The organism is Pseudoalteromonas sp. T1lg75 (assembly GCF_002964705.1).
Taxonomy (GTDB): domain Bacteria; phylum Pseudomonadota; class Gammaproteobacteria; order Enterobacterales; family Alteromonadaceae; genus Pseudoalteromonas.
Genome location: NZ_PQCD01000053.1, coordinates 311,522 through 336,504 on the forward strand (window position 1 = coordinate 311,522; position 24,983 = coordinate 336,504).

At 50.2% G+C, this 24,983-nt stretch carries 23 protein-coding genes and 2 tRNA genes; 14 read left to right on the top strand and 11 right to left on the bottom strand.

Annotated elements, in window-relative coordinates; genetic code table 11:
* The first annotated feature begins 48 nt into the window (after positions 1-48).
* From C2M36_RS14040 to C2M36_RS14060, 5 genes are all read left to right on the top strand, one after another.
* Entirely contained in the window at positions 49-1,083 is a 1,035-nt protein-coding gene (locus C2M36_RS14040) for an isoaspartyl peptidase/L-asparaginase family protein (RefSeq protein WP_105255421.1), read from the top strand.
* A gap of 76 nt (positions 1,084-1,159) precedes the next feature.
* Positions 1,160-1,588 carry a CBS domain-containing protein gene (locus tag C2M36_RS14045; protein ID WP_105190259.1) on the top strand — a complete coding sequence of 143 codons (429 nt, stop codon included), beginning with the start codon at positions 1,160-1,162 and terminating at the stop codon, positions 1,586-1,588.
* A gap of 67 nt (positions 1,589-1,655) precedes the next feature.
* Entirely contained in the window at positions 1,656-5,558 is a 3,903-nt protein-coding gene (gene hrpA / locus C2M36_RS14050) for an ATP-dependent RNA helicase HrpA (RefSeq protein WP_105255422.1), read from the top strand.
* A gap of 73 nt (positions 5,559-5,631) precedes the next feature.
* Positions 5,632-6,003, top strand: coding sequence for a response regulator (locus C2M36_RS14055; protein WP_105255423.1), 372 nt, complete (start codon positions 5,632-5,634; stop codon positions 6,001-6,003).
* Positions 6,004-6,023: 20 nt separating this feature from the next.
* Positions 6,024-6,323 (top strand): PilZ domain-containing protein, encoded by a 300-nt coding sequence (locus C2M36_RS14060; protein ID WP_105255424.1) that lies wholly within the window; start codon positions 6,024-6,026, stop codon positions 6,321-6,323.
* Positions 6,324-6,361: 38 nt separating this feature from the next.
* Here C2M36_RS14060 and C2M36_RS14065 read toward each other — a convergent pair whose 3' ends face one another.
* Complete coding sequence (locus C2M36_RS14065; protein ID WP_105255425.1) at positions 6,362-7,552, bottom strand: class I SAM-dependent methyltransferase; 1,191 nt, start codon at positions 7,550-7,552, stop codon at positions 6,362-6,364.
* Positions 7,553-7,931: 379 nt separating this feature from the next.
* Between C2M36_RS14065 and C2M36_RS14070 the strand changes: the two genes are divergently transcribed.
* The 3 genes from C2M36_RS14070 (at position 7,932) to C2M36_RS14080 (ending at position 9,752) form a co-directional block, all read left to right on the top strand.
* Complete coding sequence (locus C2M36_RS14070) at positions 7,932-8,570, top strand: HD domain-containing protein (RefSeq protein WP_105255527.1); 639 nt, start codon at positions 7,932-7,934, stop codon at positions 8,568-8,570.
* On the top strand, positions 8,563-8,961 hold the full coding sequence (locus tag C2M36_RS14075) for a VOC family protein (protein WP_105255426.1): 399 nt from the start codon (positions 8,563-8,565) through the stop codon (positions 8,959-8,961). Before C2M36_RS14070 ends, C2M36_RS14075 begins: the two co-directional genes overlap by 8 nt.
* An 80-nt stretch (positions 8,962-9,041) precedes the next feature.
* Positions 9,042-9,752, top strand: a complete 711-nt coding sequence (locus C2M36_RS14080; protein WP_105255427.1) for a M48 family metallopeptidase — start codon at positions 9,042-9,044, stop codon at positions 9,750-9,752.
* An 84-nt stretch (positions 9,753-9,836) separates the two neighbouring features.
* On the opposite strand, the gene C2M36_RS14085 is transcribed toward C2M36_RS14080, so the two are convergent.
* A tRNA-Tyr gene (locus tag C2M36_RS14085) sits at positions 9,837-9,921 on the bottom strand.
* Positions 9,922-9,959: 38 nt separating this feature from the next.
* Positions 9,960-10,044: transfer RNA gene (locus C2M36_RS14090), tRNA-Tyr, on the bottom strand.
* Between the two features lie 112 nt (positions 10,045-10,156).
* Between C2M36_RS14090 and C2M36_RS14095 the strand changes: the two genes are divergently transcribed.
* Together C2M36_RS14095 and C2M36_RS14100 are read left to right on the top strand one after the other, a co-directional pair.
* Positions 10,157-10,666: a VC2046/SO_2500 family protein gene (locus C2M36_RS14095; RefSeq protein ID WP_105255428.1), complete on the top strand. Its 510-nt coding sequence runs from the start codon at positions 10,157-10,159 to the stop codon at positions 10,664-10,666.
* A gap of 99 nt (positions 10,667-10,765) precedes the next feature.
* Positions 10,766-11,302 carry a hypothetical protein gene (locus C2M36_RS14100; RefSeq protein ID WP_105255429.1) on the top strand — a complete coding sequence of 179 codons (537 nt, stop codon included), beginning with the start codon at positions 10,766-10,768 and terminating at the stop codon, positions 11,300-11,302.
* 47 nt (positions 11,303-11,349) lie between these two features.
* Here C2M36_RS14100 and C2M36_RS16905 read toward each other — a convergent pair whose 3' ends face one another.
* Complete coding sequence (locus tag C2M36_RS16905) at positions 11,350-11,808, bottom strand: YchJ family protein (RefSeq protein ID WP_105255430.1); 459 nt, start codon at positions 11,806-11,808, stop codon at positions 11,350-11,352.
* A 123-nt stretch (positions 11,809-11,931) separates the two neighbouring features.
* The gene (locus tag C2M36_RS14110; RefSeq protein ID WP_105255431.1) at positions 11,932-12,378 is read right to left on the bottom strand and encodes a hypothetical protein; all 447 of its coding nucleotides are present in this window, start codon (positions 12,376-12,378) and stop codon (positions 11,932-11,934) included.
* 231 nt (positions 12,379-12,609) lie between these two features.
* On the opposite strand from C2M36_RS14110, the gene C2M36_RS14115 reads away from it, so the two are divergent.
* The gene (locus C2M36_RS14115) at positions 12,610-13,902 is read left to right on the top strand and encodes an NCS2 family permease (RefSeq protein WP_105255432.1); all 1,293 of its coding nucleotides are present in this window, start codon (positions 12,610-12,612) and stop codon (positions 13,900-13,902) included.
* Between the two features lie 278 nt (positions 13,903-14,180).
* Here C2M36_RS14115 and C2M36_RS14120 read toward each other — a convergent pair whose 3' ends face one another.
* Together C2M36_RS14120 and C2M36_RS17155 are read right to left on the bottom strand one after the other, a co-directional pair.
* The gene (locus C2M36_RS14120) at positions 14,181-16,037 is read right to left on the bottom strand and encodes a DNA polymerase II (protein ID WP_325050555.1); all 1,857 of its coding nucleotides are present in this window, start codon (positions 16,035-16,037) and stop codon (positions 14,181-14,183) included.
* Positions 15,992-16,540 carry a hypothetical protein gene (locus C2M36_RS17155; protein ID WP_325050556.1) on the bottom strand — a complete coding sequence of 183 codons (549 nt, stop codon included), beginning with the start codon at positions 16,538-16,540 and terminating at the stop codon, positions 15,992-15,994. Before C2M36_RS17155 ends, C2M36_RS14120 begins: the two co-directional genes overlap by 46 nt.
* 256 nt (positions 16,541-16,796) lie before the next feature.
* On the opposite strand from C2M36_RS17155, the gene C2M36_RS14125 reads away from it, so the two are divergent.
* Positions 16,797-17,654 carry a hypothetical protein gene (locus C2M36_RS14125; protein WP_158678954.1) on the top strand — a complete coding sequence of 286 codons (858 nt, stop codon included), beginning with the start codon at positions 16,797-16,799 and terminating at the stop codon, positions 17,652-17,654.
* A 61-nt stretch (positions 17,655-17,715) separates the two neighbouring features.
* On the opposite strand, the gene C2M36_RS14130 is transcribed toward C2M36_RS14125, so the two are convergent.
* Positions 17,716-18,480, bottom strand: coding sequence for a hypothetical protein (locus C2M36_RS14130; protein ID WP_105255434.1), 765 nt, complete (start codon positions 18,478-18,480; stop codon positions 17,716-17,718).
* Positions 18,481-18,833: 353 nt separating this feature from the next.
* On the opposite strand from C2M36_RS14130, the gene cysB reads away from it, so the two are divergent.
* The gene (gene cysB / locus C2M36_RS14135) at positions 18,834-19,811 is read left to right on the top strand and encodes an HTH-type transcriptional regulator CysB (RefSeq protein WP_105255435.1); all 978 of its coding nucleotides are present in this window, start codon (positions 18,834-18,836) and stop codon (positions 19,809-19,811) included.
* Positions 19,812-19,895: 84 nt separating this feature from the next.
* Here the strand turns inward: cysB and C2M36_RS14140 are convergent, their stop codons facing one another.
* From C2M36_RS14140 to pabB, 3 genes are all read right to left on the bottom strand, one after another.
* On the bottom strand, positions 19,896-21,272 hold the full coding sequence (locus tag C2M36_RS14140; RefSeq protein WP_105255436.1) for an L-serine ammonia-lyase: 1,377 nt from the start codon (positions 21,270-21,272) through the stop codon (positions 19,896-19,898).
* Between the two features lie 83 nt (positions 21,273-21,355).
* Complete coding sequence (locus C2M36_RS14145; protein ID WP_105255437.1) at positions 21,356-21,934, bottom strand: NUDIX hydrolase; 579 nt, start codon at positions 21,932-21,934, stop codon at positions 21,356-21,358.
* Positions 21,935-21,944: 10 nt separating this feature from the next.
* Positions 21,945-23,297 carry an aminodeoxychorismate synthase component I gene (gene pabB / locus C2M36_RS14150; protein WP_105255438.1) on the bottom strand — a complete coding sequence of 451 codons (1,353 nt, stop codon included), beginning with the start codon at positions 23,295-23,297 and terminating at the stop codon, positions 21,945-21,947.
* A 157-nt stretch (positions 23,298-23,454) separates the two neighbouring features.
* Here pabB and C2M36_RS14155 point away from each other — a divergent pair, with 157 nt between their 5' ends.
* A complete protein-coding gene (locus C2M36_RS14155) occupies positions 23,455-24,981 on the top strand; it encodes a fumarate hydratase (RefSeq protein ID WP_105255439.1) in 1,527 nt (508 codons plus the stop codon).
* Positions 24,982-24,983: the final 2 nt, after the last annotated feature.

Here is a 24,983-nt window from a genome sequence, read left to right on the forward strand (position 1 = left end):
AACATTGCGCATAGTGGAATTCTATTATCCCCATCATTAAGGCAAGGTATGAAATCGTCTTTACTCGGTGCGTTAGCACTTCTTAGCATGTCTTCTTTCTCGGCATTCGCAGATACTTCTGCAAATCCAATCGCCATCGCCATTCACGGCGGTGCCGGCACCATTGAAAAGGCGCGCTTTACGCCGGAGCAAGAAAAGGCGTATCGCGCCAAATTAAGCGAAGCGGTGGAAGCAGGCTATGCGGTGTTAGACCAAGGGGGTGCCAGCCTTGATGCCATCAATGCGGCCATTAATGTGCTGGAGAATTCGCCTTACTTTAATGCCGGTAAAGGTGCGGTGTACACCTACGAGGGTGAACATGAGCTCGACTCCTCGATTATGGACGGTCGCACCCGGGAAGCCGGTGCCGTTGCCGGGGTGAAGCATATTGAAAACCCCATCGATTTAGCCCGCCTGGTGATGACCAATTCCGTGCATGTGATGCTCAGCGGCGCTGGGGCTGAAGAATTTGCTCAGCAGCAGGGCATGAAGCTGGTGGAAAACAGCCTGTTTGATACCGAAAATCGTTATAAAGCTTTGCTTAAGGCCAAGGAAAAGTTGGATAAGGCCAAGCCGGCCACAAAAGATTACCAGGCCCTGCATCAGGCCTTGCCAACATCATACAAGATGGGCACGGTGGGCGCGGTGGCACTCGATAGCCACGGCAATATCGCCGCAGGCACTAGTACCGGCGGCATGACGGCCAAGCGCTTTGGTCGTATTGGCGATTCACCTGTGATAGGTGCGGGTACTTTTGCCGATAATGCCTCCTGTGCGGTGTCTGCCACGGGCCATGGTGAATACTTTATCCGTTACCAGGTGGCGAGCGATATTTGCGCCCGGGTGCAATACCAAGGAAAGAGCATTGAGCAGGCGGGTAATGAGGTTATTTTTGGACCCATGTTTGAAGCGGGTGGCACAGGTGGGGTGATCATCGTCGATGCCAAGGGCAACATCAGCATGCCGTTTAATACCGAAGGCATGTATCGTGCCAGTAAGAGCAGCAATACCCCAACCTATGTGGCTATTTTTAAAGACGAATAAATACTCCCCTAGCTACGCAAAAATCCTGGCGCCAACTATATTTAGTATGTTGGCGCTAATAATTTTGGGGGTGCGTATGCAATCTATCAAAGTCGCTGATTACTATAACCACAGACCTGTGACTTTCAAAGCCAATATGTCCATTGAAAGCGCGGTGGAAAAACTACTTCAAAGCTGTCAAACCGGTGGTCCGGTGGTCGATGATCTCGGCACCGTCATAGGGTTTGTCTCCGAGCAAGACTGCTTGCAACAAATGCTTAATTCAACTTATCAAAACGAAGCCCATTGTGTCATTGGTGATGTGATGACCAAGGATCCCTTGTGTGTTTCGCCTGAGCACAGCGTGATGACGCTCGCCGAAAACATGAAGATAGATAAGCCGAAAATGTATCCGGTGTGCGACGAGCAAGGCAGGTTGCTTGGCATAATCACTCGGGCTCATATTTTGTTGGCGCTGGATAAGCACTTACATGACAATTATGCACCTGGGAAACGCTTTGTCTAACGATACACTTTAGAGCAATATTTTGCTAAGCTGGCCGACCATTTTATGCCGTTAATTAGGGGCCTGCGTGTCTGCCAGCAAATCCTTGTATGCCAAGCTCAATGAGTGTTTGAAAAAAGATCAGTTTATACTCAAAAAACGCCTACAAGGGGCGCAAAAAATAACCGACGCCCACAAGCAGCAGGGTGTAATAGCCAAAATAGCCGCCGCTATTGATGCCAGTATTGCCGCTCGCGCCAAACGCCTGGCCGAGCTGCCTAAGCCCAGCTTCCCAGCGGCCTTACCCGTTAGTGAAAAACGCGAAGACATTAAAGCGGCCATTGCTAACCACCAGGTGGTGATTGTCGCCGGTGAAACCGGCTCGGGTAAAACCACTCAGCTACCAAAAATCTGCTTAGAGCTTGGTCGGGGTGTCGAAGGTTTAATCGGTCATACTCAGCCACGGCGTCTCGCGGCACGTAGCGTGGCCGCCCGTATCGCCGAAGAATTAGACAGTGAAATTGGCCAAACCGTCGGCTTTAAAATTCGTTTTAGCGATCAGGTGAGCGAGCGCAGCTATATTAAGCTGATGACCGACGGTATCTTGCTCGCCGAGATCCAAAACGACCGCTATCTCAACCAGTACGACACCATCATTATCGATGAGGCCCACGAGCGCAGCCTGAATATCGATTTTATTCTCGGCTATCTGAAGAATCTCCTGCCCAAGCGCCCAGACCTCAAAGTCATTATTACCTCGGCCACCATAGATCCGGAGCGTTTTTCTCGTCACTTTAACGACGCGCCTATTATCGAGGTGTCTGGGCGTACCTATCCGGTTGAAGTGCGCTACAGACCGATTACAGAGCTTAGCGGCAGCGACGAGGAACAGGATGAAAACGATCAGTTGCAAGGGATATTCGATGCCGTAGATGAGCTCTACGACGAAGGCCCGGGCGATATCCTGATCTTTATGAATGGTGAGCGGGAGATTCGCGACACCGCCGATGCCCTTAGCAAGCGTAACCTCAAGCATACCGAGATACTGCCTTTGTATGCCCGGTTATCCAATGCCGAGCAAAACCGTATTTTCCACCCCGGTAATAAGCGCCGTATCGTCCTGGCCACCAATGTGGCGGAAACTTCGTTAACCGTGCCGGGCATTCGCTACGTTATCGACCCGGGCACCGCCCGCATTAGCCGGTACAGTTATCGTACCAAGGTACAGCGCCTGCCTATTGAAGCCGTGTCCCAGGCCAGTGCCAATCAACGTAAGGGCCGTTGTGGACGTGTGGAGGCGGGTATTTGTATTCGCCTTTATTCAGAAGAAGACTTTTTAGGGCGCCCCGAGTTTACCGATCCGGAGATCCTGCGCACGAATCTGGCCTCGGTTATTTTGCAGATGCTTGGCCTTGGACTGGGTGATATCAGCCGTTTCCCCTTTGTGCAGCCGCCGGATAGCCGCAATATTAATGACGGTGTACGTTTACTCGAAGAGTTAGAAGCGGTTAAACCGGCAAAGCAACGTAATCAAATCGAGCTCACCAGAATGGGCCGTGATTTGGCGCGCATTCCGCTTGATCCTCGTCTTGCGAAAATGGTGCTGGCCAGTGTGCCGCTTGGCGCCATGCGTGAGGTGATCATCATCACCGCCGCCTTAGCTATCCAGGATCCGCGCGAGCGCCCGCAAGATAAAAAGGGCAAGGCGGACGAGTTACACGGTCGTTTTAACGACGATGATTCGGACTTTATCGCCTTTTTAAATGTGTGGAACTACCTTGAAGAGCAACAAAAAGCGCTGACCAATAATCAATTCCGTAAGCTTTGTAAGCAGGAATTCTTTGCCTATATGCGCATTCGCGAATGGCAGGACATCGTTTATCAGGTATCGACCATCTGCGATGAAATGGGCTTAAAGGATGCGACCAATGAGCCCAGTTTTGAGACCCTGCATCAGGCCCTGCTCAGTGGCCTGCTGAGTCATGTGGGGCAAAAGGACGATAAAAACGCCTTCTATCAGGGCGCGCGCAACAGTCAGTTTCATATCTTCCCAGGCTCTAACCTATTTAAAAAGCGGCCTAAATGGCTGATGTCGGCGGAGCTGGTGGAAACCTCCAAGCTCTACGCCCGTATCAATGCCAAAATCGATGTTGCCTGGCTGGCGCCTCTGGCACAGCATTTGGTCAAGCGCAGCTACAGCGAACCCCATTGGCAGAAAAAAGCCGGGGCGGTCATCGCCTTTGAGCAGCAAACCCTGTATGGCCTCACCATAGTGGCGAAAAAGCGCAGCCAGTATGACAAAATTGACCCGGTAGTCAGCCGTGAAATCTTTATTCGCACCGCCTTGGTGGAGCAGGAGTTAGGCGCCAACGAGTCCTTCTTGCAGGTGAATCGTAAACTCATTGAAGAGGTGCAGGACTTAGAGAACAAGGCGCGTCGTCGCGATATTTTGGTCGACGAGCATACCCTGTACGAGTTCTACGATAAGCACATTCCGGCGGATGTCTGTAACCGCGTCAGTTTCTTGAAATGGTATAAGGAACAAAAGCGCAAAGATAAACGCTTTTTGCATATGAGCAAAGAGGCGCTGATGCGCCACGGCGCCGATGATATTACCGCCGATAATTACCCGGATGTGTGGATGCAGGGCAACCTGGTTTTGCCGCTGCGCTACAGCTTTGAACCGGGACAGGATATCGATGGTGTGGCGGTGCAAATACCCTTGGCACTGCTTAACCAGGTGCAAAGTGAGGGCTTTGACTGGCATATTCCCGCCTTCAGGCATGAGCTTATTTGTGCGCTGATTAAGTCTTTACCAAAGGCCCAGCGCCGAAACTTTGTACCTGCGCCTAACTATGCCGATGCGGTATTGAGTTCGGTGCAGCCGCTGCAGGGTAAGCTGGTGGATGCCCTGGCACTGCGCCTATTCCGTATGACCGGCGCCAAGGTTGAGGCCGAACAGTTCGACTTGCTGAGTGTCGATGAGCACTTACGCATGGCCTTTGAGGTGCGTGACGATAAAAACAAATTGGTTGCCCGTGGTTATGATTTGGATGCCCTCAAAGCCAAGCTGGCAGATCAGGTGAGTGATACCCTGTCTCAGGTGGCCGATGAGGGTATAGAGCGTCAGGGCTTAACCGAGTGGCAATTCGACGCTCTGCCCGAGTCGTACGTGAAGAAACAGGGGCAGTATGAGGTTAAAGCCTATGTTGCCCTGGTGGATAAAAAAGACAGTACCGCCATCGAGTTGTTCGACTCGCCAACCAAGGCGCAAGTGGCCCATCAACAGGGTTTGCGCCGTATGGTACTGCTGAATATTCCTTCGCCGATAAAATACCTGCAGCAAAACCTGCCGAATAAGGCCAAGCTGGGTCTGTACTTTAATCCCTTTGGCAAGGTGCAGTTACTGATTGATGACTGTATTGCCGCCGCCGTCGATAAGCTCTTGGCGGATTTCGGCGATATTCGAGACGCCGAGCAATTCAATGGCGCAAAAGAACACATCCGCGGTGAACTTGGCGACACTGTAGTGGCCATCGCCTTGCAGGTGGAGCAGGTACTCAGTCGCGCCCATGCCATTCATAAGCGCATGCGCGGCAAGGTGGATCTCAGCATGATCACCGCCCATGGCGACATCAAAACGCAGCTTGAAAGTTTGATTTTTAAAGGCTTTGTCAGCCACCATGGTGCCGATAAAATGGCCGATCTAAGCCGTTATATGCAGGCCATTGAGCGCCGTTTGGAAAAACTCCCAGTGGATCCGAATCGTGACCGTTTGTGTACCTTGGAGCTGGATAAGGTCGCTGAGGCCTATAAAAAATGCCTGGCCAAGCACCCTAAAGGGGAGCCGCAACCCGAGGCGTTAAAAGAAATATTTTGGATGCAGCAGGAGCTGCGCGTCTCTTTATTTGCGCAAACCCTGGGCACGCCTTATCCGGTGTCAGCCAAACGCGTCCTTAATGTTATAAATGAATACCTTAGCAATGGCTAAGCGGCTGTGAGCTTGGCCTAAGGTGAGTTATAATTACAATTATGAGAGCGCATAGACAAGGAGTGAGATAGCGTTGCGTACACAAGATAAAGCTAGGCTACTGGTCGTTGATGATGAGTATTTTAACTTTACCTTCTACACTCATGTATTAGGTGAGCAGTTTGAGTTGAAATACGCAAAGTCAGGTGAGCAATGCTTAAAAGAGGCGCTTATATTTCGTCCCGATGCCATCATGCTGGATGTGTGCATGCCCGGGCTGGACGGCTTCGATACCTGTCGCATATTGAAAAACACGCCAGAAACCAAAGACATCCCTATATTGATGGTGTCTGGACTGGAGTCTGAGGCAGCTAAAAAACACGCCTATGAGGTTGGTTGTGATGCGTTTTTTGTTAAACCTCTGGCGCTGAATGAGCTAATGGAGAGCTTGCAGACACTGATTTAAAGCAGCTTGAGGAGATCCTTATGCTTTATCATCAAGAGCAACGCAACTTCCGGCGCATGTTGGTGGACGCCCACGCCACCGTTGAAGTCAATCAAGGCCACGAGGTGTTTAGCCGAACGGCTATTTGCCACGATTTGAGCGCTTCCGGCATGCAATTATTTCTCGATACCGCCGTCGACCCCGGCGCAACCATCAAGGTCCGTATTCAATCCGCCACCGCCAGCGTGGCTCCCTTAAATGCCCTCACTCGAGTGGTACGCTGTACCCGCGAGGACGATGGTCAATACAGTGTCGGCGTGCAAATGTTGGAAATTAATTAAGTGAGTGCAGGGCTGCACTCACTCAGAGGTGACTAGGATTAGTAAACCTTACACACCAGGCCTTTAAGGTAAAAGCCTTCCGGGTAGGGGCCTGAAATAGGGTGATCGGCGGCCTGATTGAGACGTTCGACAATCAAGAGATCACGGTGCGCGTCCAGCGCCGCATCGGCCACCACTTTTTGGAATAAATTCTGCTCCATCAAGCCCGAGCACGAGAAGGTTAACAAGGTGCCGCCGGGCTTCAGCAATTGCATTGCCAGCATATTGATGTCCTTATAGCCACGACAGGCGCCGGTTAGCTGTGCCTTGGAGTCGGCAAACTTTGGCGGATCCATGACGATAGTGTCAAAGGTACGACCTTGCTCACGATACTCACGTAGCAGCTTAAATACGTCCTGCTTTACAAAATGCGCTTTAGTCATATCCAGCTTATTATGCTCGACGTTGCGTTTTGCTATATCCAGGGCATTTTGTGATACATCGACATTGGTGACTTCCTTACAGCCGCCACGCAGGGCATACAGACCAAAGGTGCCTGTGTAGCAGAAGCAGTTCAGTACTTCCTTGTCTTTGACAAAGCGCTCAAGTGCGGCGCGGCTGTCACGTTGATCCAGGTAAAAGCCGGTTTTATGGCCACCTATGATATCCACTTCACAGGTGAGGCCGTTTTCTTCAATCAGTACCGGAGTCGTTGGAGCGTCGCCTACTAAAGGACCCGTGGTCGGAGCCAGGCCTTCTTTTTTGCGCACATCCACATCTGAGCGCTCGTAAATAGCACAATCAGGGAAGATGCGCTGCAAGGCGGCAACAAGATCGCCTTTATGGCGCTCGGCGCCGGCACTGAGAAGCTGACACACCAGGTAATTGGCGAACTTGTCTATGGTAATACCGGGCAGTCCGTCGGACTCGGCCGCACACAAACGAAAACCGGTTAGACCGCCTTCGGCTATGGTATGTTGACGTGCGTCGAGTGCACGCAGTAGGCGCTGATGGAAAAAATCCACATCGATTTGTTCGCGCTCGTCAAAGCTCCAAACACGGGCGCGGATCTGCGACTCAGGGCTGTACGCTGCGGTGGCGAGGAATTTGCCTTGGCTGTCGTAGACAGTAACTGTATCGCCAAGGGCTAGATTGCCTTTCACTTTCTTTACGGCCTTGGAAAAAATCCAAGGGTGTTTGCGCTTAAGTGATTTTTCGCGCCCAGGTTGAAGATAAATTGCGCCGGCCATAGCAGCTCCTGATAGTAAATTGAGGCGCTATTCTAGGTAGTCGAGGGCCGATACTCAAATTAATTTTGCCAATTGGCTATCATACCAATTCACTTAAGCAGCTAATCATTATAGCGGGCTAAATATCATGCTAACTGTGTTGGAATTTTTCTATGTAGAATAACTACATAAGAAAAAATCCGCCTTGTTATCACATCATTTATCCAGCGCTATCTCTGATCACACACTTAACAGAATTGGTATCAGTCCTTTATTGTCGGTTACAATGACCCTGGCGCTGATTTTATTAGGTGCCTAGTAAGCGTATAGTTAAGCGTAAACCCAGCCAAGCATAGAGCGAGAAACTGTGAATTATCAGGCCCCACTGCTGAGCGAAGCGATGCAGCAATTAGAACTACAATGCCGAGACTTTATCCTTGAATGCGGCAGTGCCGATTCGGCCCATGATATTACCCATATTGAGCGCGTGGTGCAGGTGGCCAAACACCTGTGTGTGCAAGAGCAGGCAGACATGGCAGTGGTGTTGCCGGCGGCCTGGCTGCATGACTGTGTGGCGGTGGCAAAAAACCATCCGGATCGTGCCAAGGCGTCTTTGCTTGCCGCCGATAAGGCGCTCACGTTTTTGCACAGCATCGGCTATGAACAACAATATTTAGAAGGCATTCATCATGCCATTGTGGCTCACAGTTTTAGTGCCAATATCACCCCGGTGACCTTGGAAGCACAAATCGTTCAAGATGCCGATCGCATGGATGCCCTAGGCGCGGTAGGTATAAGCCGTTGCATGAAGGTGGGCGGCGCTATTTGTCGTGGCCTGTATCATCCGAGCGACCCGTTTTGCCAAGCGCGTGAGGCCGATGACGGCAAGTACACCTTAGATCATTTTTTCGTAAAGTTACTTGGCTTGGCCAAGACTATGAATACCCACAGCGCGCGCGTTGAAGCGCAGCAGCGTACCGCGTATATGCAGGACTTTCTACGTCAGCTGGGGAAAGAGATAGGAATGAGCTATGACTAAGGCGCCGCTGTTGCGAGGAGTGCACCATTGTCACCTACAGGTAAAAGACATGGAGCAGGCGTTAGCCTTCTATCGCACTGTGATGGGCTTTGAAATTGTGCCCGAGCTGGAGTTTTGGTATCACCATCAGGACGATGGTCCATTGATGTTGCAAGATCAGGCTAAAACGATTTGCCTGGCATTGTTTATGGGCAACCGCATCAGCAATGGCATTGCCTTTGCCGCCGATGCTCTGGCCTTTGTTCACTGGGTTCGTCATCTTGAAGAGCAGGGCGTTAAGACTACCTTGGCGGATCATCAGGTTTCTCACTCCCTTTATTTTCGCGATCCCAGTGCCAATATGCACGAGATCACCTGCTTTGAATACGAGGCCGTGCAGAAACTGCTTTAACCTAAGGCAAAGCCTAAGGCGACTCAGGCTTAGCCCATTCACCTAATCGAACTACCCAAGCAACGAAATAAGGCGTTATTGTGCATCAACAAGTGGCAGCCGATGTGCCGATGGACTATCAAATTACTTACAGTGCGAAGCGCTCCACTGTGGCCATTATCATCAAAGCGCAGCAACTGCAGGTCAAGGCGCCAACGGGCACCTGTGAGCGTTTTATTGCCGAGTTTGTCGCCAGTAAACGGGATTGGATTGCCAAACAGCTAGTGCGCCAGGGAGCGCTGCGAAGCTTTAAAAGTCGCCCCCTTGTGGATGGCGCCCTAAGCTTATTCGGTCAGCCTGTGCCCCTGGCGCTTAAAAGCGCCAGGAACAGCTCGGTTAGACAGTTCGATAACCGCATTGAGGTGAGCCTGGGCACTCGGGTTCAACACCGACAGGAAAAAGCCAAGGAGCTGTTATTGGCTTTTATGGCCGATAAGCTAGGGCGCTTTATTGAATCTCGCTTGGACTATTGGCAGCCGCGTTTGGGCGTACAGGCACAGGGTGTGAAGGTACGTGTCTATAAACGCCGTTGGGGCAGCTGTGATCGTCGGCAAAGATTGACCTTTAATACACTGCTGGCGGGAGCGCCACACTGGGTGATTGATTATGTTGTGGTACATGAACTGGCGCACATTTGTCATATGGATCATGGTCCAATGTTTTGGCACCTGGTTAATCAGCATTACGAGCATACACACAAAGCTAAGGCGTGGCTGCGAGAGCAAGGAGCGAGTTTAGAATTGGAATTTTAATACCAAGCCATGCCATGGTTCGATGCGTTATAGCAGGTTACCGATGAGCTGGGTTTTATTTACTGGAAACAAGTAAGAAAGAAGTGGTGGAGGGAGCTGGATTCGAACCAGCGAAGGCAGTGCCGTCAGATTTACAGTCTGATCCCTTTGGCCGCTCGGGAACCCCTCCACTAAAAATGGATGCGTGCTTATGAAACTTTATAAAAGTGGTGGAGGGGGCTGGATTCGAACCAGCGAAGGCAATGCCGTCAGATTTACAGTCTGATCCCTTTGGCCGCTCGGGAACCCCTCCTAAGCAACGGCGGCGATAATAGCAAACTGAGCATTCAAGTAAAGAAAAAAACTAAAGAAATACTAAATTTTGCCGATAACAGCATAGATATAAATCAGCTTGTCGAAAGTTTATGCAAATCGAGTCGGTGCTCATCAATGAGGCACAATTAGGAACAGCACTTAATAGCAGTCTTACGCAAAGACGTCGTAATGACTTTGCCTTGCTGTTGGCTTCGCTCTCTTATGACGCCCTGGATTTTGCTCAGTTTCAACTGCCTAAGACTCGCAATCAATCTCCCGTTGTTGGCGAGCAGCAGTTGCGTCGTGAGCTTGGGGCAGCAAAGCACAGGCCCTGCGCGCCCCCTCATTATGATGTTGTTTTAACTCAGGGGCAGCGCCAAACCCTGGCGTTGAGTTCCTTAACCAGCCTGCGTCTACAGGACTGCTTGGCGCCCACCCCCCTTGCCATACGTGATGATGCCACCCATATACCCTTGCCCGTTATCACCAATTGTGCGCCCAACGTGCAAGCAAAGCAAGGTCAGCAGAGCATGTCGCTTAGTGAAGCACAAATGGATGCCGCCGCATTCTACGACCAACTTAGCGAGATAAAAGCACAAAAGCTGTTTGCCAGCGCATAACACCACGGCATAGGCCATAAATACTGGGCACAGGGCCCAGGGCGTCTATACTCTTTAAGGCAGTATTTAAGGTAGTAAAACTCACCTGAGGATAGTGTTATGAACAAAACAACCGCTCTAGTGCTGAGTGCTTCACTGGCCGCAGTGGCCGGCTCAGCCACTGCTAATGAAGATACACAGGCCCTACTAGAGGATGCCCTGAGCGCCGCGCCGCCGACGTTAAGAGATAAGGTCACGGTGATGGACTGGCAACAAAATGTGTTGCAAGAAGGCACCAGTAATTACACCTGTTTCCCCACACCGCCGAGCCTAAGCGGTACCGCCCCCATGTGTATGGACGGGCCTTGGATGGAGTGGGCCGATGCCTGGACCAATAAAAAACCATTTCAAGCCAAGGCGGTAGGGATTTCCTATATGTTGGCCGGTGACGGTGGCGCCAGTAATACCGACCCGTACGCCGAAGGGGAGACGGAAGATAATCAATGGATTGTTGAAGGTCCGCATTTAATGATTATTATGCCGGACAATGCCTTACTGGATAGTTTGCCCACAGACCCTTATGCAGGTGGCCCCTATGTTATGTGGAAAGGAACCCCCTATGCGCATATCATGGTGCCGGTCGGCCCGAGAGAATAAGTGCTCTTATCAACGCCCAGGCAATACTTGCACGGGCGTTTTTTATTCTAGCTTCCACAGCACTTTTTATATTTTTTACCACTGTCACAGGGGCAAGCGTCGTTGCGGCTGAGTTTGTGCTCCGGCGTCGGCATCAGGGTGCCCGAGTCATAAAGCCACTGACCGTTTTGCTCAATAAAGGTTGAGCGCTCATGAATACAGCACAGGGTATTGGCAAATAGATAGAAGGCTTTAAATTCCACTTCGCCGGGGTAAGTGTTGAGATTGGTGTCGACTATCTCAAGCTTAATAAATTTAGCTGCTTTGGCAAATTCGGCTACCTCGTCGGCCTGATTGTTCTGCAGTGCAGATGCCGAGCAAGTGGCGACCAGATACTCTGTGGCTTGGGTACAAAAAGCGCTGTAGCGCGATTTCATCAGGGTGAGGGGATCGCCAGCGTGTAACCCCCCATCGATATACCGACCACAACAATCGGCATACTGCTTTTCAGACCCACAATAACACATACATGCACTCACAAAGGCAAAAGCAGCATTTTATACCAATTCACTTAAATAGCTAATCGTTCTAGCGGGCTAAATATCATGCTTACGGCGCTCTACCTGGGCACATAGTTAACAGAATTAGTATTAGCAAATTTGCATGGCTTGGGGTAGCGTCGCCTGCTCATCATAGGTGTCGGAGGCAAAACAATATAATTGTGCCTTGGCCTGATGGGTATTGAGTTGCATGGTGTCGAGTTGTGCCAAGGTAACAATATCCGTCCAGGTAACAATGGCGGCAAAACGGCCATTTTGCAGTGCGCAATTGAGCATATATTCGCAATCAACAATGTGTTTACGGCGGATCACTAACAGCTTGCTGGTGTCGATAGAGCAAGAATCTAGCAAGTCGCGGCTGGGGATATGATCCGGTGCAACCAGCAGGGTCCAACCATTACTGCTGTTGTATCGGTGAATGATTTTTAGCAACTCAAACGATGCCGAGATCTCATCGTCTGTGTGCACCAGGTTGATGGCCGTGGGGTTGTCTTGCTGATAGCTTTTTACGCGTCGAACCGTTGCTGTATGTAACATAATTGCCTCGCTGGGGGTAAAGTGAACGATATACAGTGTTTTATACAGTGTTAATATACAGTAGTTTATACAGTTGTTGGGTGCAAGCTTTTTTTGCCTCTTTTTTAAACTGCGCCTTTTTGTTGGCATTAAAATTTTGCATGGAAATATGAGTGAAAGCCGCTATTTATGCGGTCATTGTCCGTATTTGTGCTAGCATTGCCGGCTTGTTTGTTAGCTCGAAAAAGACCAATGCTAGAGAGTGTTTTTAAGATCAAAGCGCATGGAAGCTCTGTGAAACGTGAGGTGATTGCCGGTATCACTACCTTTATCACCATGGTGTACATTGTTTTTGTTAACCCAGCGATGCTGGCGGAAGCGGGTATGGATCAAGGCGCAGCCTTTGTTGCTACCTGTATTGCTGCGGCCATCGGCTGTTTTATTATGGGTTTTTGGGCCAATTATCCGCTGGCCTTGGCACCGGGAATGGGGTTGAACGCCTTTTTCACTTATGGTGTGGTATTAGGCATGGGCTATACCTGGCAAGCGGCTCTGGGTGCGGTCTTTATGTCAGGCAGCATCTTTTTACTGCTGAGCCTGTTTAAGGTCCGGGAATGGATTATTAACGCCATTCCCCTGGTGCTTAAAAGAGCCATCGCCACGGGTATCGGTGCATTTTTAGCCTTGATCGCCTTAAAAAATGCCGGCATTGTCGTTGCCAGCCCGGCGACCTTGGTGCAGATGGGTGATATCACCAGCAGCGGTCCGCTGTTGGCTATTTTGAGCTTTTTTATCATTGCCGCGCTGCTGTATCGCGATATCAAAAGTGGTGTCTTGATCAGCATTATGTTGGTTACCCTTGTAGCCCTAGGCCTTGAATTGGTCGAATATCAGGGCATTGTTTCCGCACCACCGTCAATTATGCCGACCTTTATGCAACTGGATTTTGCCGGCGCCTTGGAGCTGTCAATGCTCAGCGTGGTCTTTGCATTTTTGTTCGTTGATTTATTTGATACCTCAGGCACTTTAGTTGCGGTAACGCAAAAAGCGGGTTTAGCCGATGATGAAGGTCGCATGCCACGACTGGGTCGAGCGCTGAGCGCCGACAGTAGTGCTACTATTGCAGGATCCATGCTGGGTACATCAACCACCACATCTTATATTGAGTCGGTGGCCGGTGTTTCCGTCGGCGGACGCACGGGTTTAACCGCCGTTGTGGTCGGTGTGTGTTTCTTATTGATGATGTTCTTCGCGCCCTTGGCAGCCATGGTGCCCGCCTATGCCACCGCTGGAGCAATTTTGTATGTTTCCATTTTGATGCTGCAAAACCTGAAGCTGGTTGACTGGGACGATATGACAGACGCCATTCCGGTCGCCGTGGTGTTACTGATGACGCCGCTGACCTTCTCGATAGCCCATGGTATTGCCCTTGGCTTTATCGCCTACACCGCGGTCAAGGTGGTCTGCCATAAGGCCAACGAGGTAAGTATCAGTGTGTGGATACTCAGTATCCTGTTTGTGCTGAAGTTTATCTTCTTATCCTAGTTCAGAAAGCCGCTGTTAAGCGGCTTTTTTGTATCTCCGGTGCTGTCCCTTGCTTATTGATGTTGCGCTCGCTGTGCTAGTTTAATTAGAACTCACAGAAAGATAGGTGCTTAATTGGCGGCATGAAGTCACAAAACCTGGCTTTATACCACCAAGTGACTGAGCTGCGCGAAAAAAACAGGCAGTTAATAAAGTCAATCAACCTCTCAACAAAGAAACACGGCATATCATTGTATTAGCCAAATAATATAGGAAGACAGAGCTACAAAGCGGTTCTCTTAAAACAGTCCTAACTGAGGCTCGCTGAGTTGCTTAAAGTCGTATCCCACAAAAGGTAAGATGGCGTCAGCAACCGGCTTTAGTTGCTTTTCAATGTAATGCTGGTAGTCAATCGCACTTTCCAAGTACTCTTTAGGCTCTGGGCCTTTGACCGTAATTAAATACTCTATGCGGCCACGGTTTTGGTACTGCTGCGGTCGTCCCAGGCTGGCGTTTTTCTCATCGGCTATACGCGCAGCTCGAACTTGAGGGGGAATATTTTTTTCGTATTCGTGGAGTCGTCGACGCAATCGCTTTTGATAGGTCAGCATGTCATCAAACTCACCCGCTTGAGTGCGTTCAACCATGTTTCTCACATACCCAGATGGGTCCTGGCCGCGAAATACCATCATATAAAGTTTTTGCTGAAATTCTTGAGCGAGTGGGGTCCAGTCGGACCGCGCACTTTCAAGACCTTTAAATACGATTTTCTCCTCGCTGTCTTTGACCACCAGTCCTGCATAGCGTTTCTTTGACCCAGTCTCTGAACCACGAATGGTCGGCATCAAAAATTTACGGTAGTGGGTTTCGTATTCCAGCTCCAAGAAGGAGTCGATCCCGAAATCTTGTTTTAGTTCATGCTTCCACCACGCATTTATTTCCTTAACGAGCTTCTTGCCAATTTCATCGGCTTGTTGCTCTGAATAAGTACTATTAAGTGACACAAAAGTAGAGTCGGTATCACCATAGATGACTTGAAAACCTTGTTCCTCTATCAGTTGTTTAGTGGTTTTCATGATTTCATGTCCACGCATCGTGATACTCGAAGCCAAACGGGTGTCGAAGAAACGACAGCCAGAAGACCCCAGTACCCCATAGAAGGAGTTCATAATGATTTTTAGGGCTTGAGAAAAGGCGGGCTCATTGTTTTTCTTAGCTAGATCGCGTGCTTGCCAAATATCCTCAACCATTTTCGGTAAGAAGTGTTTTTCTCGATGGAATTGTCCACCTCGGAACCCTTCGATAGCACTACCCGGTGTATTACCCGTTGGCAAGCGCAGTCCTTCTATAAGCCCAAGTGGGTCTATCAGAAATGAGCGAATGATCGCCGGATAAAGGCTCTTGTAGTCAAGGACAAGGACCGAATCATAAAGGCCAGGGAGGGAGTCCATTACATAGCCACCAGGGGAGGCTATCCAGTTTTCAGGGTGCAGGTTGGGTGCCACATAACCTGCACGGTGTAACTGGGGCAGGTAAAGGTTAGTGAAAGCCGCAACAGAACCACCTAAGCGCTCTAGCTCAAGCCCGGTTAGGCATGAGCGTTCGATGGCAAAATCGAGTAGATGGGTTTTAGCGAAGATTCGACTAACCAAAACGCAGTCTTGCAAGTTGTACTTAGCTAAAGCAGGCTTATCCGAGCGGAACATGTGATTGATCTCTTCCATTCGGTCGTGAACGTTGTGGATGAGCTTACTTTCACCTAACAACTCTTGTGAGACAGACTCAAGCGACCAAGAGCGGAATTGGTAGGTCGCTGTTTTGAGCATATCAATGCCATCAATCACCACTCGCCCTGGAATCGAAATAAAGCCTTGCTGATTGTTGCTCAAGCGAAAGAAGGCATTGCGCTTATTACGACCAATGGCGAGCGGAACATTATTCCACTGAGCGCGCTTATCCAATAAGCGAAAGTCGAAATCGATAACATTCCAGCCTATGATGACATCAGGATCGAATTGTTGAAACCACTGATTGAGAGCAAGCAGGAGGGCTTTTTCATCGGCGACCCATTGAATCGGTGTGTCCGCAGGGGTTGGTTGGCCTATCATAATCACACGGCTATCTCGCTCGCAATCAAGGCCGATTGAATACAGCACTCCGTTTTCCGAGCATTCAATATCGAGTGACACACACACAAACTTGGCTTGTACTGACCAGGACGACACTTAGCCGTCGGCAGATAGTAGTGATTACGACGTGCGACTTGATGCCCGGTAAACTCGATACTGCCTTTAATGAAACGCTCCATCAAATAGCGGTCAGCGAGGCGAATATCACTTTCGTAAGCGACAACGTCATTTTGTTCTAGTAGCTTGATTGCCGTATTGGCATCTGCAAGCGTAGTGAAGTAACAGGCTGCTATCTTGTAATCTTGGAAAGTCTTGAGTGGCAGAGGCTTGAGTTCAAATTTAAGCCCTTGGCTAATGAACAAGGCCCTAGTTTTCTCGGTACTGCTGACTTCGATGAAAAACGTTGGACGCTCACCCTCAATATCCAGCTGCACCGGCCCTTGAGGGGTTGATACCCAGAGTTCGATAATGGTTTTGTTACCTCTGTCTCTTGCTTGTCGGGTTAAAACAAACCCCTGATTGATGTTCAATCGACTTCCTACATTATGTTGCTACTCACCATTATCTTAATCATGGTATCAAAAATCGTTGAACGAAATGGATATTATTTGGATGTGAGCAGGAGATGCGATTAGTCGTTCCGGTGGACCTGCGGCAAATCGTGTTGAAGCAGCTTTGTTTGTATATCAGCTGCTTGCGTCGAATAACCCATTGGTTGTACCTTGCATATTCTCAATAGCCTAAGGGATTAGCCAAGTTAGTTATGAATTATTTGATAGTATTCTTGTGTGCGTTTGTTACGAGCAGCATTCACGCCAAAGAGGGTCTACCGCTGATGCGGCCTTGCCACCGGCTTCTTCTTCGCAATTAATCTATGTGCCTCCGAATAAGATAAAAGACCATTCGCCCCTGATCATTGGCGAGACACATGGCACCCAGGAAGTGCTTCTCTTTCTAACCAAGCTCATCAAGAGTGAACACAGACCCGCCGAATCCACGGCCGTATTATTAGAGCTGCCGGCGGACTTAAATCCACTCATTGAGCTGTATCTCAAAGGAGAGTCAGCGCAAGATGCGCTTGTGCGGCATCCATTTTGGCATCGAAAAGTGCAGGATGGGCGAAGTAGTCAGGCCATTGTGGACTTTCTGGAAAGTGTCAAAGTGGCCCGTGATAACGGCGCCGTTGTAGAGGTTTACGGCTACGATAGAAAACGGGATGGTTCACAGCGGCCCTCGCAGCAGGGCTTAGAGCGTGAAAACATCATGGTCAATAACGTCAGTGCTTATCTTAAAGCAAATAAAGCGGACACCACCTTTATTGTGACCGGCAGAGTGCATGCCAAAAAAAACTTTGTGTATGTTGGCGATATCCCAAGCCTGGCGAACCAGCTAAGTGATGTACATCGGGTGACCAGCGTAAACATGGTGGCCAACAAAGGAAGCTATTGGGCCTGTTTTGCCCACCCGGTAAAAACCTTTGATTGCGGCGTTAAGGAAATTCAAACTAAAAGCGAATTAGCGGCGCAATACCTCCAGGGGGAGGGGGTGTATTTATTTCCTAAAGCGAGCTCAGACTTTGATGGTGAACTTTATTTTGAGCGCGTGCAATTTTCCCCACCCGTTATCACTTCGCAGCAACAATAAGGGTGATTTTGCTATAGAAAAAGTGCCATTTATTTAGACTAGCTCGTCTTGGCTAATGCCATCACCACTTTTTCTTAGGTGCAAATAACACGTCTAAGTCGTCTTTTTCCTGCTCTTCGCGCTTTTTCCGTGCCGAGGCATTGGATGCCTTTAGATGTGTACTGATCTCATTGAGCAGTTGCTCCAGCTGTTGTTTCTTGGCGTTGACATAGTCATCCTTGTAGCTCAGGGCGCAAATGGTGGCGTAAGCCTTTTCGAAATACTGACGCGCCGAGCCCACCATATTGGCATGACGAGCGGCGTTACCGCGTTTGATCAGGCTTTCAATATTAATCTTCAGTTGCAGGTGCTCAAACAGCTTGTCTTCTTTGGTGAAGGTGGGCGTGTCTATTTTACCCTTACTGTGCTCCGAGCGCAGAATACTGCGCAACTTTTTAATCCCCTGAATAAGGCTGATCAGTTGTTTATCATGCTCGGGTAAGACAAAGGTGTCGCCATTATTAACCTTATCGTCGCTGCCATTGATAAGGCGCTGTTTGGCATCATGAAGGCGGGTTTTTAATTCTTTTGACTGGGGCGACATTTCCACCATGACCGCCAGGGCATTGTAGATACGGCGATACAAAATGGTCAGCAAACTGTTGGAGAGGGGAATATTTACACTGTTAACCAAAGCCTCTTCGGTGTCTTCGATGATTTTCTTTTGCTTGCTCAACTCCTGGCGTCGCAAGGCTTCTTGTTTTTCTCTATGTTGCTGTACGGCGCTGACCCACACCGCAATAACGATTAGCGCAACAATCAACATGATTATGATAGAGGCAATCATGCACAGGCTCTCTTAGTGGTTATTATTCTTTGTTGTGGACCCATGTTACCTAAAGAACCGGGGACGCGGTAGTAATTCAGGTTAAATTCAATAAATAACCTTGCCCCGTTTAACACCCTAATTGAGCGCAATGGTAAGACCTCTAGGGGGTGGAGCTAAATCAACAGTACCGAGCACCAATTAAATATGCTAGCCTAACCCTCCGCAATAGTTGGCTCATTTTTGGCGTTTATCGACTTGTCGTTTTGGCGACCTGGTTTTGTGCATACGCCTAGCGGCGCTTTGAGCGCTGTCCCTAGTGGCCGCTGCTTGTGTTTGTTTTTTAAGTAAAATAATAAAAGAAAGTAAATATCATGAAATTACAGCAGCTAAAGTACATAGTTGAGGTGCTTAATCACAACCTCAATGTGTCCGCCACCGCAGAGAGCCTCTATACCTCTCAGCCGGGGATTTCTAAGCAAGTACGCATGCTTGAAGACGAGCTCGGTGTGCAGATATTTGGCCGCAGTGGTAAGCATTTGACTCATGTTACCAGCGCCGGTAACGACATCATCAACATTGCTCGAGAAATTCTTTCCAAGGTCGAGGGCATTAAAGCCGTGGCCAACGAGCATACCTTGCCGGATCAGGGCAAGCTCAACATTGCTACTACCCATACTCAAGCCCGTTACGCCTTACCCGGTGTGATCCAAGGCTTTATGAACAAGTATCCGGCGGTGTCCCTGCATATGCATCAAGGCACACCACAGCAAATCTCCGATGCCGCCGCTCGCGGTGATGCCGACTTCGCCATTGCTACCGAGGCGCTGCACCTGTATTCGGATTTGGTGATGTTGCCTTGCTATCACTGGAATCGCAGTATTGTGGTAGCCAAAGATCACCCCTTGGCAAAAAAGGCCCATAACCTTACCATCGCCGATGTGGCTCAGTATCCTCTGATCACCTATGTATTTGGTTTTACCGGTCGCTCCGAGTTGGATAAGGCCTTTAACGCCCAGGGTCACGAACCTCATATAGTCTTTACCGCTACCGATGCAGATGTGATTAAGACCTATGTGCGTTTAGGATTAGGAGTCGGTGTGGTGGCTTCTATGGCCATAGATCAGGTGAGCGACACAGATCTGGTCTGTATCGACGCCAGTCACCTATTTGAAGCCAGCACCACTAAGATTGGCTTTAGAAAGGGCACCTTCTTGCGCGGTTATATGTACGACTTTATAGAGCGTTTTGCTCCGCACCTGACTAAGGACAGGGTTGAAAAGGCCTGCTTATTGCGCAACCAGGATGATGTGGATGCCATGTTTGCTAATATTGAACTGCCCATACGCTAAGCGCTCGCGCTATCTTTGGCGCTTTAATGACGCAATAAAAAAGGCGACCTGGGTCGCCTTTTTTATTTGTAACTCGAAGCCGAATTAACACTCGATAATATTAACCGCTAGGCCGCCGCGGGCGGTTTCCTTGTATTTGGTTTTCATATCGTTGCCCGTATCCCACATGGTTTTAATCACCTTATCCAGTGAGACCTTTTGTTCGCCGCTGCCACGCATGGCCAGGCGAGAGGCATTAATGGCTTTTACCGCGCCCATGGCGTTACGCTCGATGCAGGGTACTTGCACCAGACCACCAACCGGATCGCAGGTTAGGCCCAGGTTGTGTTCCATACCGATTTCCGCGGCATTCTCAACCTGAGTTGCGTTGCCGCCCATGATTTCGGTGAGTGCACCGGCGGCCATGGAGCAGGCCACGCCCACTTCACCCTGACAGCCAACTTCGGCGCCAGAGATAGAAGCGTTCTTCTTGTACAAGATGCCGATAGCCGCCGCGGTTAGCAGGTAACGCGTGGCAATTTCCTTATCCACTTCCTTGATAAAGGTGTGGTAGTACATCAGTACCGCAGGCAAAATACCGGCCGCACCATTGGTCGGCGCTGTCACCACGCGGCCGCCGGCGGCGTTTTCTTCATTTACGGCCAGAGCGAATAAATCAACCCAGTCCATGGCGCGCAGCGGGTCGTTATTGCTCTCAACATTGAGCTTTAAGTACAGGCTAGGGGCGCGACGGCGTACCTTAAGGCCACCAGGCAAAATGCCTTCCGTGCGCATGCCGCGCTCGGTGCAGGCCTTCATGACTTCCCAGATATGGAAAAGCTCATCGCGAATCTCGCTTTCATTGCGCAGCGTTTTTTCATTGGCCATCATCAGGCTGGAGACGCTGAGCCCCGATTCCTTACACAGCTCAAGCAGCTCTTGTGCGCTATCAAAGGGATAAGGGGCCGGGTTTTGCTCGCGAATATCCAGTGCCGCCTGCTTTTCTTTATCGAAGTCTTCATCGCTGACGATAAAGCCGCCGCCGATGGAGTAGTACACCTGAGAGGCGATAATTTCTTTGTCTTTAAAGGCGATCAGCTCCATGGCATTAGAATGCTTAGGCAAGGTTTTACGGCGGTGGAAAACAATCGCCCCTTGCTTGGGAAATTTGACCTGATGCTTTTTATCGAGGTGAATGATTTGCTCTTGCTCAATCTTGTCTAGGATATCCGGTACCGCGTGGGCATCAACGGTTTCTGGATCATAGCCGGCCAGGCCTAAGATCACCGCCTTACCCGAGCCGTGACCGACGCCCGTTTGGCCTAACGAACCAAACAGCTCGGCTTTGACTTCGGTAACGTCCTTAAGCTTACCTTGCTGCTCAAGAGATTGGACAAACAGTCGCGAGGCGCGCATTGGGCCTACTGTGTGCGACGATGAGGGTCCAATACCAATGCTGAACATATCGAATGCACTGATCATATAACCTATTACTCACATAACCTTTGAACGGTCGGCCATGATAACGTTAAATAATTATAGATGTAATCCCAGGGATCGGTTTTTTAGCTGATCAGACCAAGTTGTTTTACGAATTGGTTGATGATGCGCTCGGTGGCGCCCCACAACACCCCATAGGGCGTGTTGAGCAGCGGAAATTCCAAGGGTTGGCCATGGCGCTCGACGACCAGCGGGTACCAGTTTTCCTGTACCGCCAAGGTGGCAAATGGAATAAAAAAGGCGGCATCCACTTCATTGCGGTCCAGCTGCCAATGGGCACCGGGGTGCAAATAGGCCAGATAGGGGGTAATGACCATGCCACCCAGGGTTTCTATGTCGGCGAGGTGGCCGATAATATCTACCTCGCGCGCAGCAATATTGAGCTCTTCGTGCAACTCGCGCAGTGCGGTGTGTTTTAAGCTGGCGTCCTGGCGCTCTTGTTTGCCACCAGGGAAACACAACTGACTGGGGTGGCTGCGTAAATGGCGCGGGCGTTTACACAGCAGTACCTGGGCGCCGTGGGGCGAGTCGCTAAGCAGCATAACCACGGCGCTACGCCGTTTTGGGTGGCGCTTGGGCTGCGGGTCTTTAACCACAGAGAGGTTAAAGCGGCTGATCAACTGGGCACAGGTACTGGCTGGCAAAAGGCGATACTCACTCTAATACGGGTAAGATTTTATTTACCTTATGGTAGGTTTCCTGGTATTCCAAATCAACGTTTGAGTCGGCCACTATGCCGCCGCCGGCCCAACAATAGAGTTGGTGGTTGTGGGCCACCAAGGTGCGAATGGTGATGCTGGTATCCATATCGCCGCAGGCGCTCAAGTAACCGATGGAGCCGCAATAGGCGCTGCGTCTGTGTGGCTCCAGCTCTTCGATGATCTCCATGGCGCGGATTTTCGGCGCGCCGGTGATAGAGCCACCGGGGAAGGCGGCGCGCAATTGATCAATGGCGGTTTTACCTTCCGCCAGTTGGGATTGCACCGTGCTGACCAAATGATGCACCGCCGGGAAGCTCTCGATAGCAAACAGCGAGGGTACGGTGACGCTGCCGGGCTTGGCTACTTTACCTAAATCGTTGCGCAGCAAATCCACTATCATGACGTTCTCGGCGCGATCCTTTGGCGAGCTCGCAAGTTGCTCGGCCAGGGCCTTGTCTTCTTGCGCGTCTTTACTGCGTGGCAGTGTGCCCTTAATGGGCTTGGTTTCCACTTGCTTGTCTTTTACCTCGATAAAACGCTCCGGCGAGATGGACAGGATGGCGCCTTGGGTTAGACGAATAAAGGCGGAGAAAGGTGCTCGGTTATGCTCGCGCAGACGCTGATACGCTTGCCATTCGCAGCCTTGATATTGGGCGCAGAAGCGTTGCGCCAGATTGATTTGGTAACAATCGCCGCTGCGCAAATAGTCCTGGATCTTAGCAAATTGCTGCGCATAAAAGGCATAGCTCATATTCGATTGCCATGTTGAGCTCAGGGCAAATTCTTCGGTCTTAGCGGGAGTATTAAGCCGATCGAGGTATTTTTGTAATCCGGCTTCGGCGTCGATACTAGGCTGCGCCAGGTAATACCATTGCTTGGCAGCCTTATCGAAGATCAGCGCATCGAGATACAAACCGATTTGCATCTCGGGCAGGTTAATATCTTTTTCGGCGGTTTCGGGCAGGCGCTCCAATAAGCGACCCAGGTCGTAGCCAAAATAGCCAAGCCAACCGCCGTTAAAGGGCAGGCCATAAGGGGCTTTGTCCTGACAAAGTTCGTTGATCTCGGCCTGCATCTGCACAAAGACGTCTTGCTCTAGGGGCTGGTCGTCCAACATGGCTTTGCCATCTTCGACACTGAGCCATTTGCTAGGGGCAAAGGCGATGATGTCATAGCGACTATTGACATGGTTATCGCTTGCCGAGTCGAGGAAAATGGCGCCCGGCAAATGGTGAAAATGGGTAAAAACATCACAGGGTTGTGCCTGTATTGGCGCCTTGATGCAGTGCAATTGCGATTTTGTCATTATCTTCAACTCGAAGAACTAGCCCGAAACGGGCTGGGAGGGTATCATAAGTTACACTTTTTCAGAAGTCGCGGTCTCTCACCGTGCGCACGTCACCGAGTTGTCGTGCTTGCCATCACTTTATTTTGGCACCACGACCCAGTATGAAGGAAGAATTATGAGCACTATTCGTCAGCAAGACTTCATCGACAGCATTGCCGATGCGTTGCAGTACATTTCGTTTTATCACCCATTGGATTTTGTTCAGGCGCTTGAAAAGGCATATAACAAAGAGCAAAACAAAGCGGCAAAAGATGCCATTGCACAAATCCTAATTAACTCACGCATGTCTGCTGAAGGTAAACGTCCACTGTGTCAGGACACGGGTATCGTAACCTGTTTCGTTAAAGTCGGTATGGACGTGAAGTGGGACAAAACGGACATGACGGTGCAGCAAATGGTTGATGAAGGTACCCGTCGCGCCTACCTAAATCCGGATAATCCACTGCGTGCCTCTATCGTTGCCGATCCGGCCGGTTCACGTAAGAACACCAAGGACAATACGCCATCTGTTGTGCACATCGACTTGGTACCAGGCGCGGAAGTGGAAGTGATGATCGCGGCCAAGGGCGGCGGCTCTGAAAACAAAACCAAGATGGCGATGTTGAACCCGTCGGATGATGTCGCCGAGTGGGTTGAAAAAACCTTGCCAACCATGGGCGCTGGCTGGTGTCCGCCGGGTATGCTGGGTATAGGTATCGGCGGTACCGCTGAAAAAGCCGCGGTACTGGCAAAAGAATCCCTGATGGACCCGGTTGATATTCACGAGCTAATGGAGCGTGGCGCCGAGACTACAGAAGAAAAACTGCGTCTGGAAATCTTCGAGCGCGCTAATAAAACAGGTATTGGCGCACAAGGTCTGGGCGGTTTAACCACGGTTGTTGATATCAAGGTTAAAACTGCGCCAACGCACGCGGCCTCTAAGCCGGTGGTGATGATCCCTAACTGTGCGGCGACCCGTCACGTACACTTCACTCTAGATGGCAGCGGTCCGGCCGACCTTAAAGCGCCAAAGCTTGAAGACTGGCCAGAAGTGACCTGGGAAGTGGGTGCCGACACCCGTCGCGTAAACCTTGATACCTTGACCAAAGAAGATATCAAAGAGTGGAAGATGGGTGAGACCGTGCTGCTAAGCGGTAAAATCCTCACTGGCCGTGATGCCGCCCACAAACGCCTGCAAGGCATGATCGAAAGCGGCGAAGGCATGCCAGAGGGCGTGGACTTCACTAACAAATTTATCTACTACGTGGGCCCGGTTGATGCGGTTGGCGATGAAGTGGTAGGCCCGGCAGGCCCAACAACTTCTACCCGTATGGATAAGTTCACCGACCTGATGCTGGAAAAAACAGGCCTTATCGGCATGATAGGTAAAGCAGAGCGTGGCCCGGCAACCGTTGAGTCAATCAAAGAAAATAAAGCGGTTTACCTGATGGCCGTCGGCGGCGCCGCTTACCTGGTTGCTAAAGCAATCAAGAAAGCCCGTGTCGTGGCGTTTGAAGACCTAGGTATGGAAGCCATCTACGAATTTGAAGTAGAAGACATGCCGGTAACCGTAGCGGTGGACAGCGAAGGTGCCAATGCGCACACCCAGGGTCCAGCTATTTGGAAAGCAAAAATCGAAGAATTAGACGGCGCTTTAAAGTAATG

Excerpts from the sequence above, each read along its gene's own strand:
- C2M36_RS14040 (WP_105255421.1), top strand. The coding sequence starts at position 49 with ATGAAATCGTCTTTACTCGGTGCGTTAGCACTTCTTAGCATGTCTTCT.
- C2M36_RS14045 (WP_105190259.1), top strand. The coding sequence starts at position 1,160 with ATGCAATCTATCAAAGTCGCTGATTACTATAACCACAGACCTGTGACT.
- C2M36_RS14060 (WP_105255424.1), top strand. The coding sequence starts at position 6,024 with ATGCTTTATCATCAAGAGCAACGCAACTTCCGGCGCATGTTGGTGGAC.
- C2M36_RS14065 (WP_105255425.1), bottom strand. The coding sequence starts at position 7,552 with ATGGCCGGCGCAATTTATCTTCAACCTGGGCGCGAAAAATCACTTAAG.
- C2M36_RS14070 (WP_105255527.1), top strand. The coding sequence starts at position 7,932 with ATGCAGCAATTAGAACTACAATGCCGAGACTTTATCCTTGAATGCGGC.
- C2M36_RS14075 (WP_105255426.1), top strand. The coding sequence starts at position 8,563 with ATGACTAAGGCGCCGCTGTTGCGAGGAGTGCACCATTGTCACCTACAG.
- C2M36_RS14095 (WP_105255428.1), top strand. The coding sequence starts at position 10,157 with ATGCAAATCGAGTCGGTGCTCATCAATGAGGCACAATTAGGAACAGCA.
- C2M36_RS14100 (WP_105255429.1), top strand. The coding sequence starts at position 10,766 with ATGAACAAAACAACCGCTCTAGTGCTGAGTGCTTCACTGGCCGCAGTG.
- C2M36_RS16905 (WP_105255430.1), bottom strand. The coding sequence starts at position 11,808 with ATGTGTTATTGTGGGTCTGAAAAGCAGTATGCCGATTGTTGTGGTCGG.
- C2M36_RS14110 (WP_105255431.1), bottom strand. The coding sequence starts at position 12,378 with ATGTTACATACAGCAACGGTTCGACGCGTAAAAAGCTATCAGCAAGAC.
- C2M36_RS14115 (WP_105255432.1), top strand. The coding sequence starts at position 12,610 with ATGCTAGAGAGTGTTTTTAAGATCAAAGCGCATGGAAGCTCTGTGAAA.
- C2M36_RS14130 (WP_105255434.1), bottom strand. The coding sequence starts at position 18,480 with ATGATTGCCTCTATCATAATCATGTTGATTGTTGCGCTAATCGTTATT.
- cysB (WP_105255435.1), top strand. The coding sequence starts at position 18,834 with ATGAAATTACAGCAGCTAAAGTACATAGTTGAGGTGCTTAATCACAAC.
- C2M36_RS14140 (WP_105255436.1), bottom strand. The coding sequence starts at position 21,272 with ATGATCAGTGCATTCGATATGTTCAGCATTGGTATTGGACCCTCATCG.
- pabB (WP_105255438.1), bottom strand. The coding sequence starts at position 23,297 with ATGACAAAATCGCAATTGCACTGCATCAAGGCGCCAATACAGGCACAA.
- C2M36_RS14155 (WP_105255439.1), top strand. The coding sequence starts at position 23,455 with ATGAGCACTATTCGTCAGCAAGACTTCATCGACAGCATTGCCGATGCG.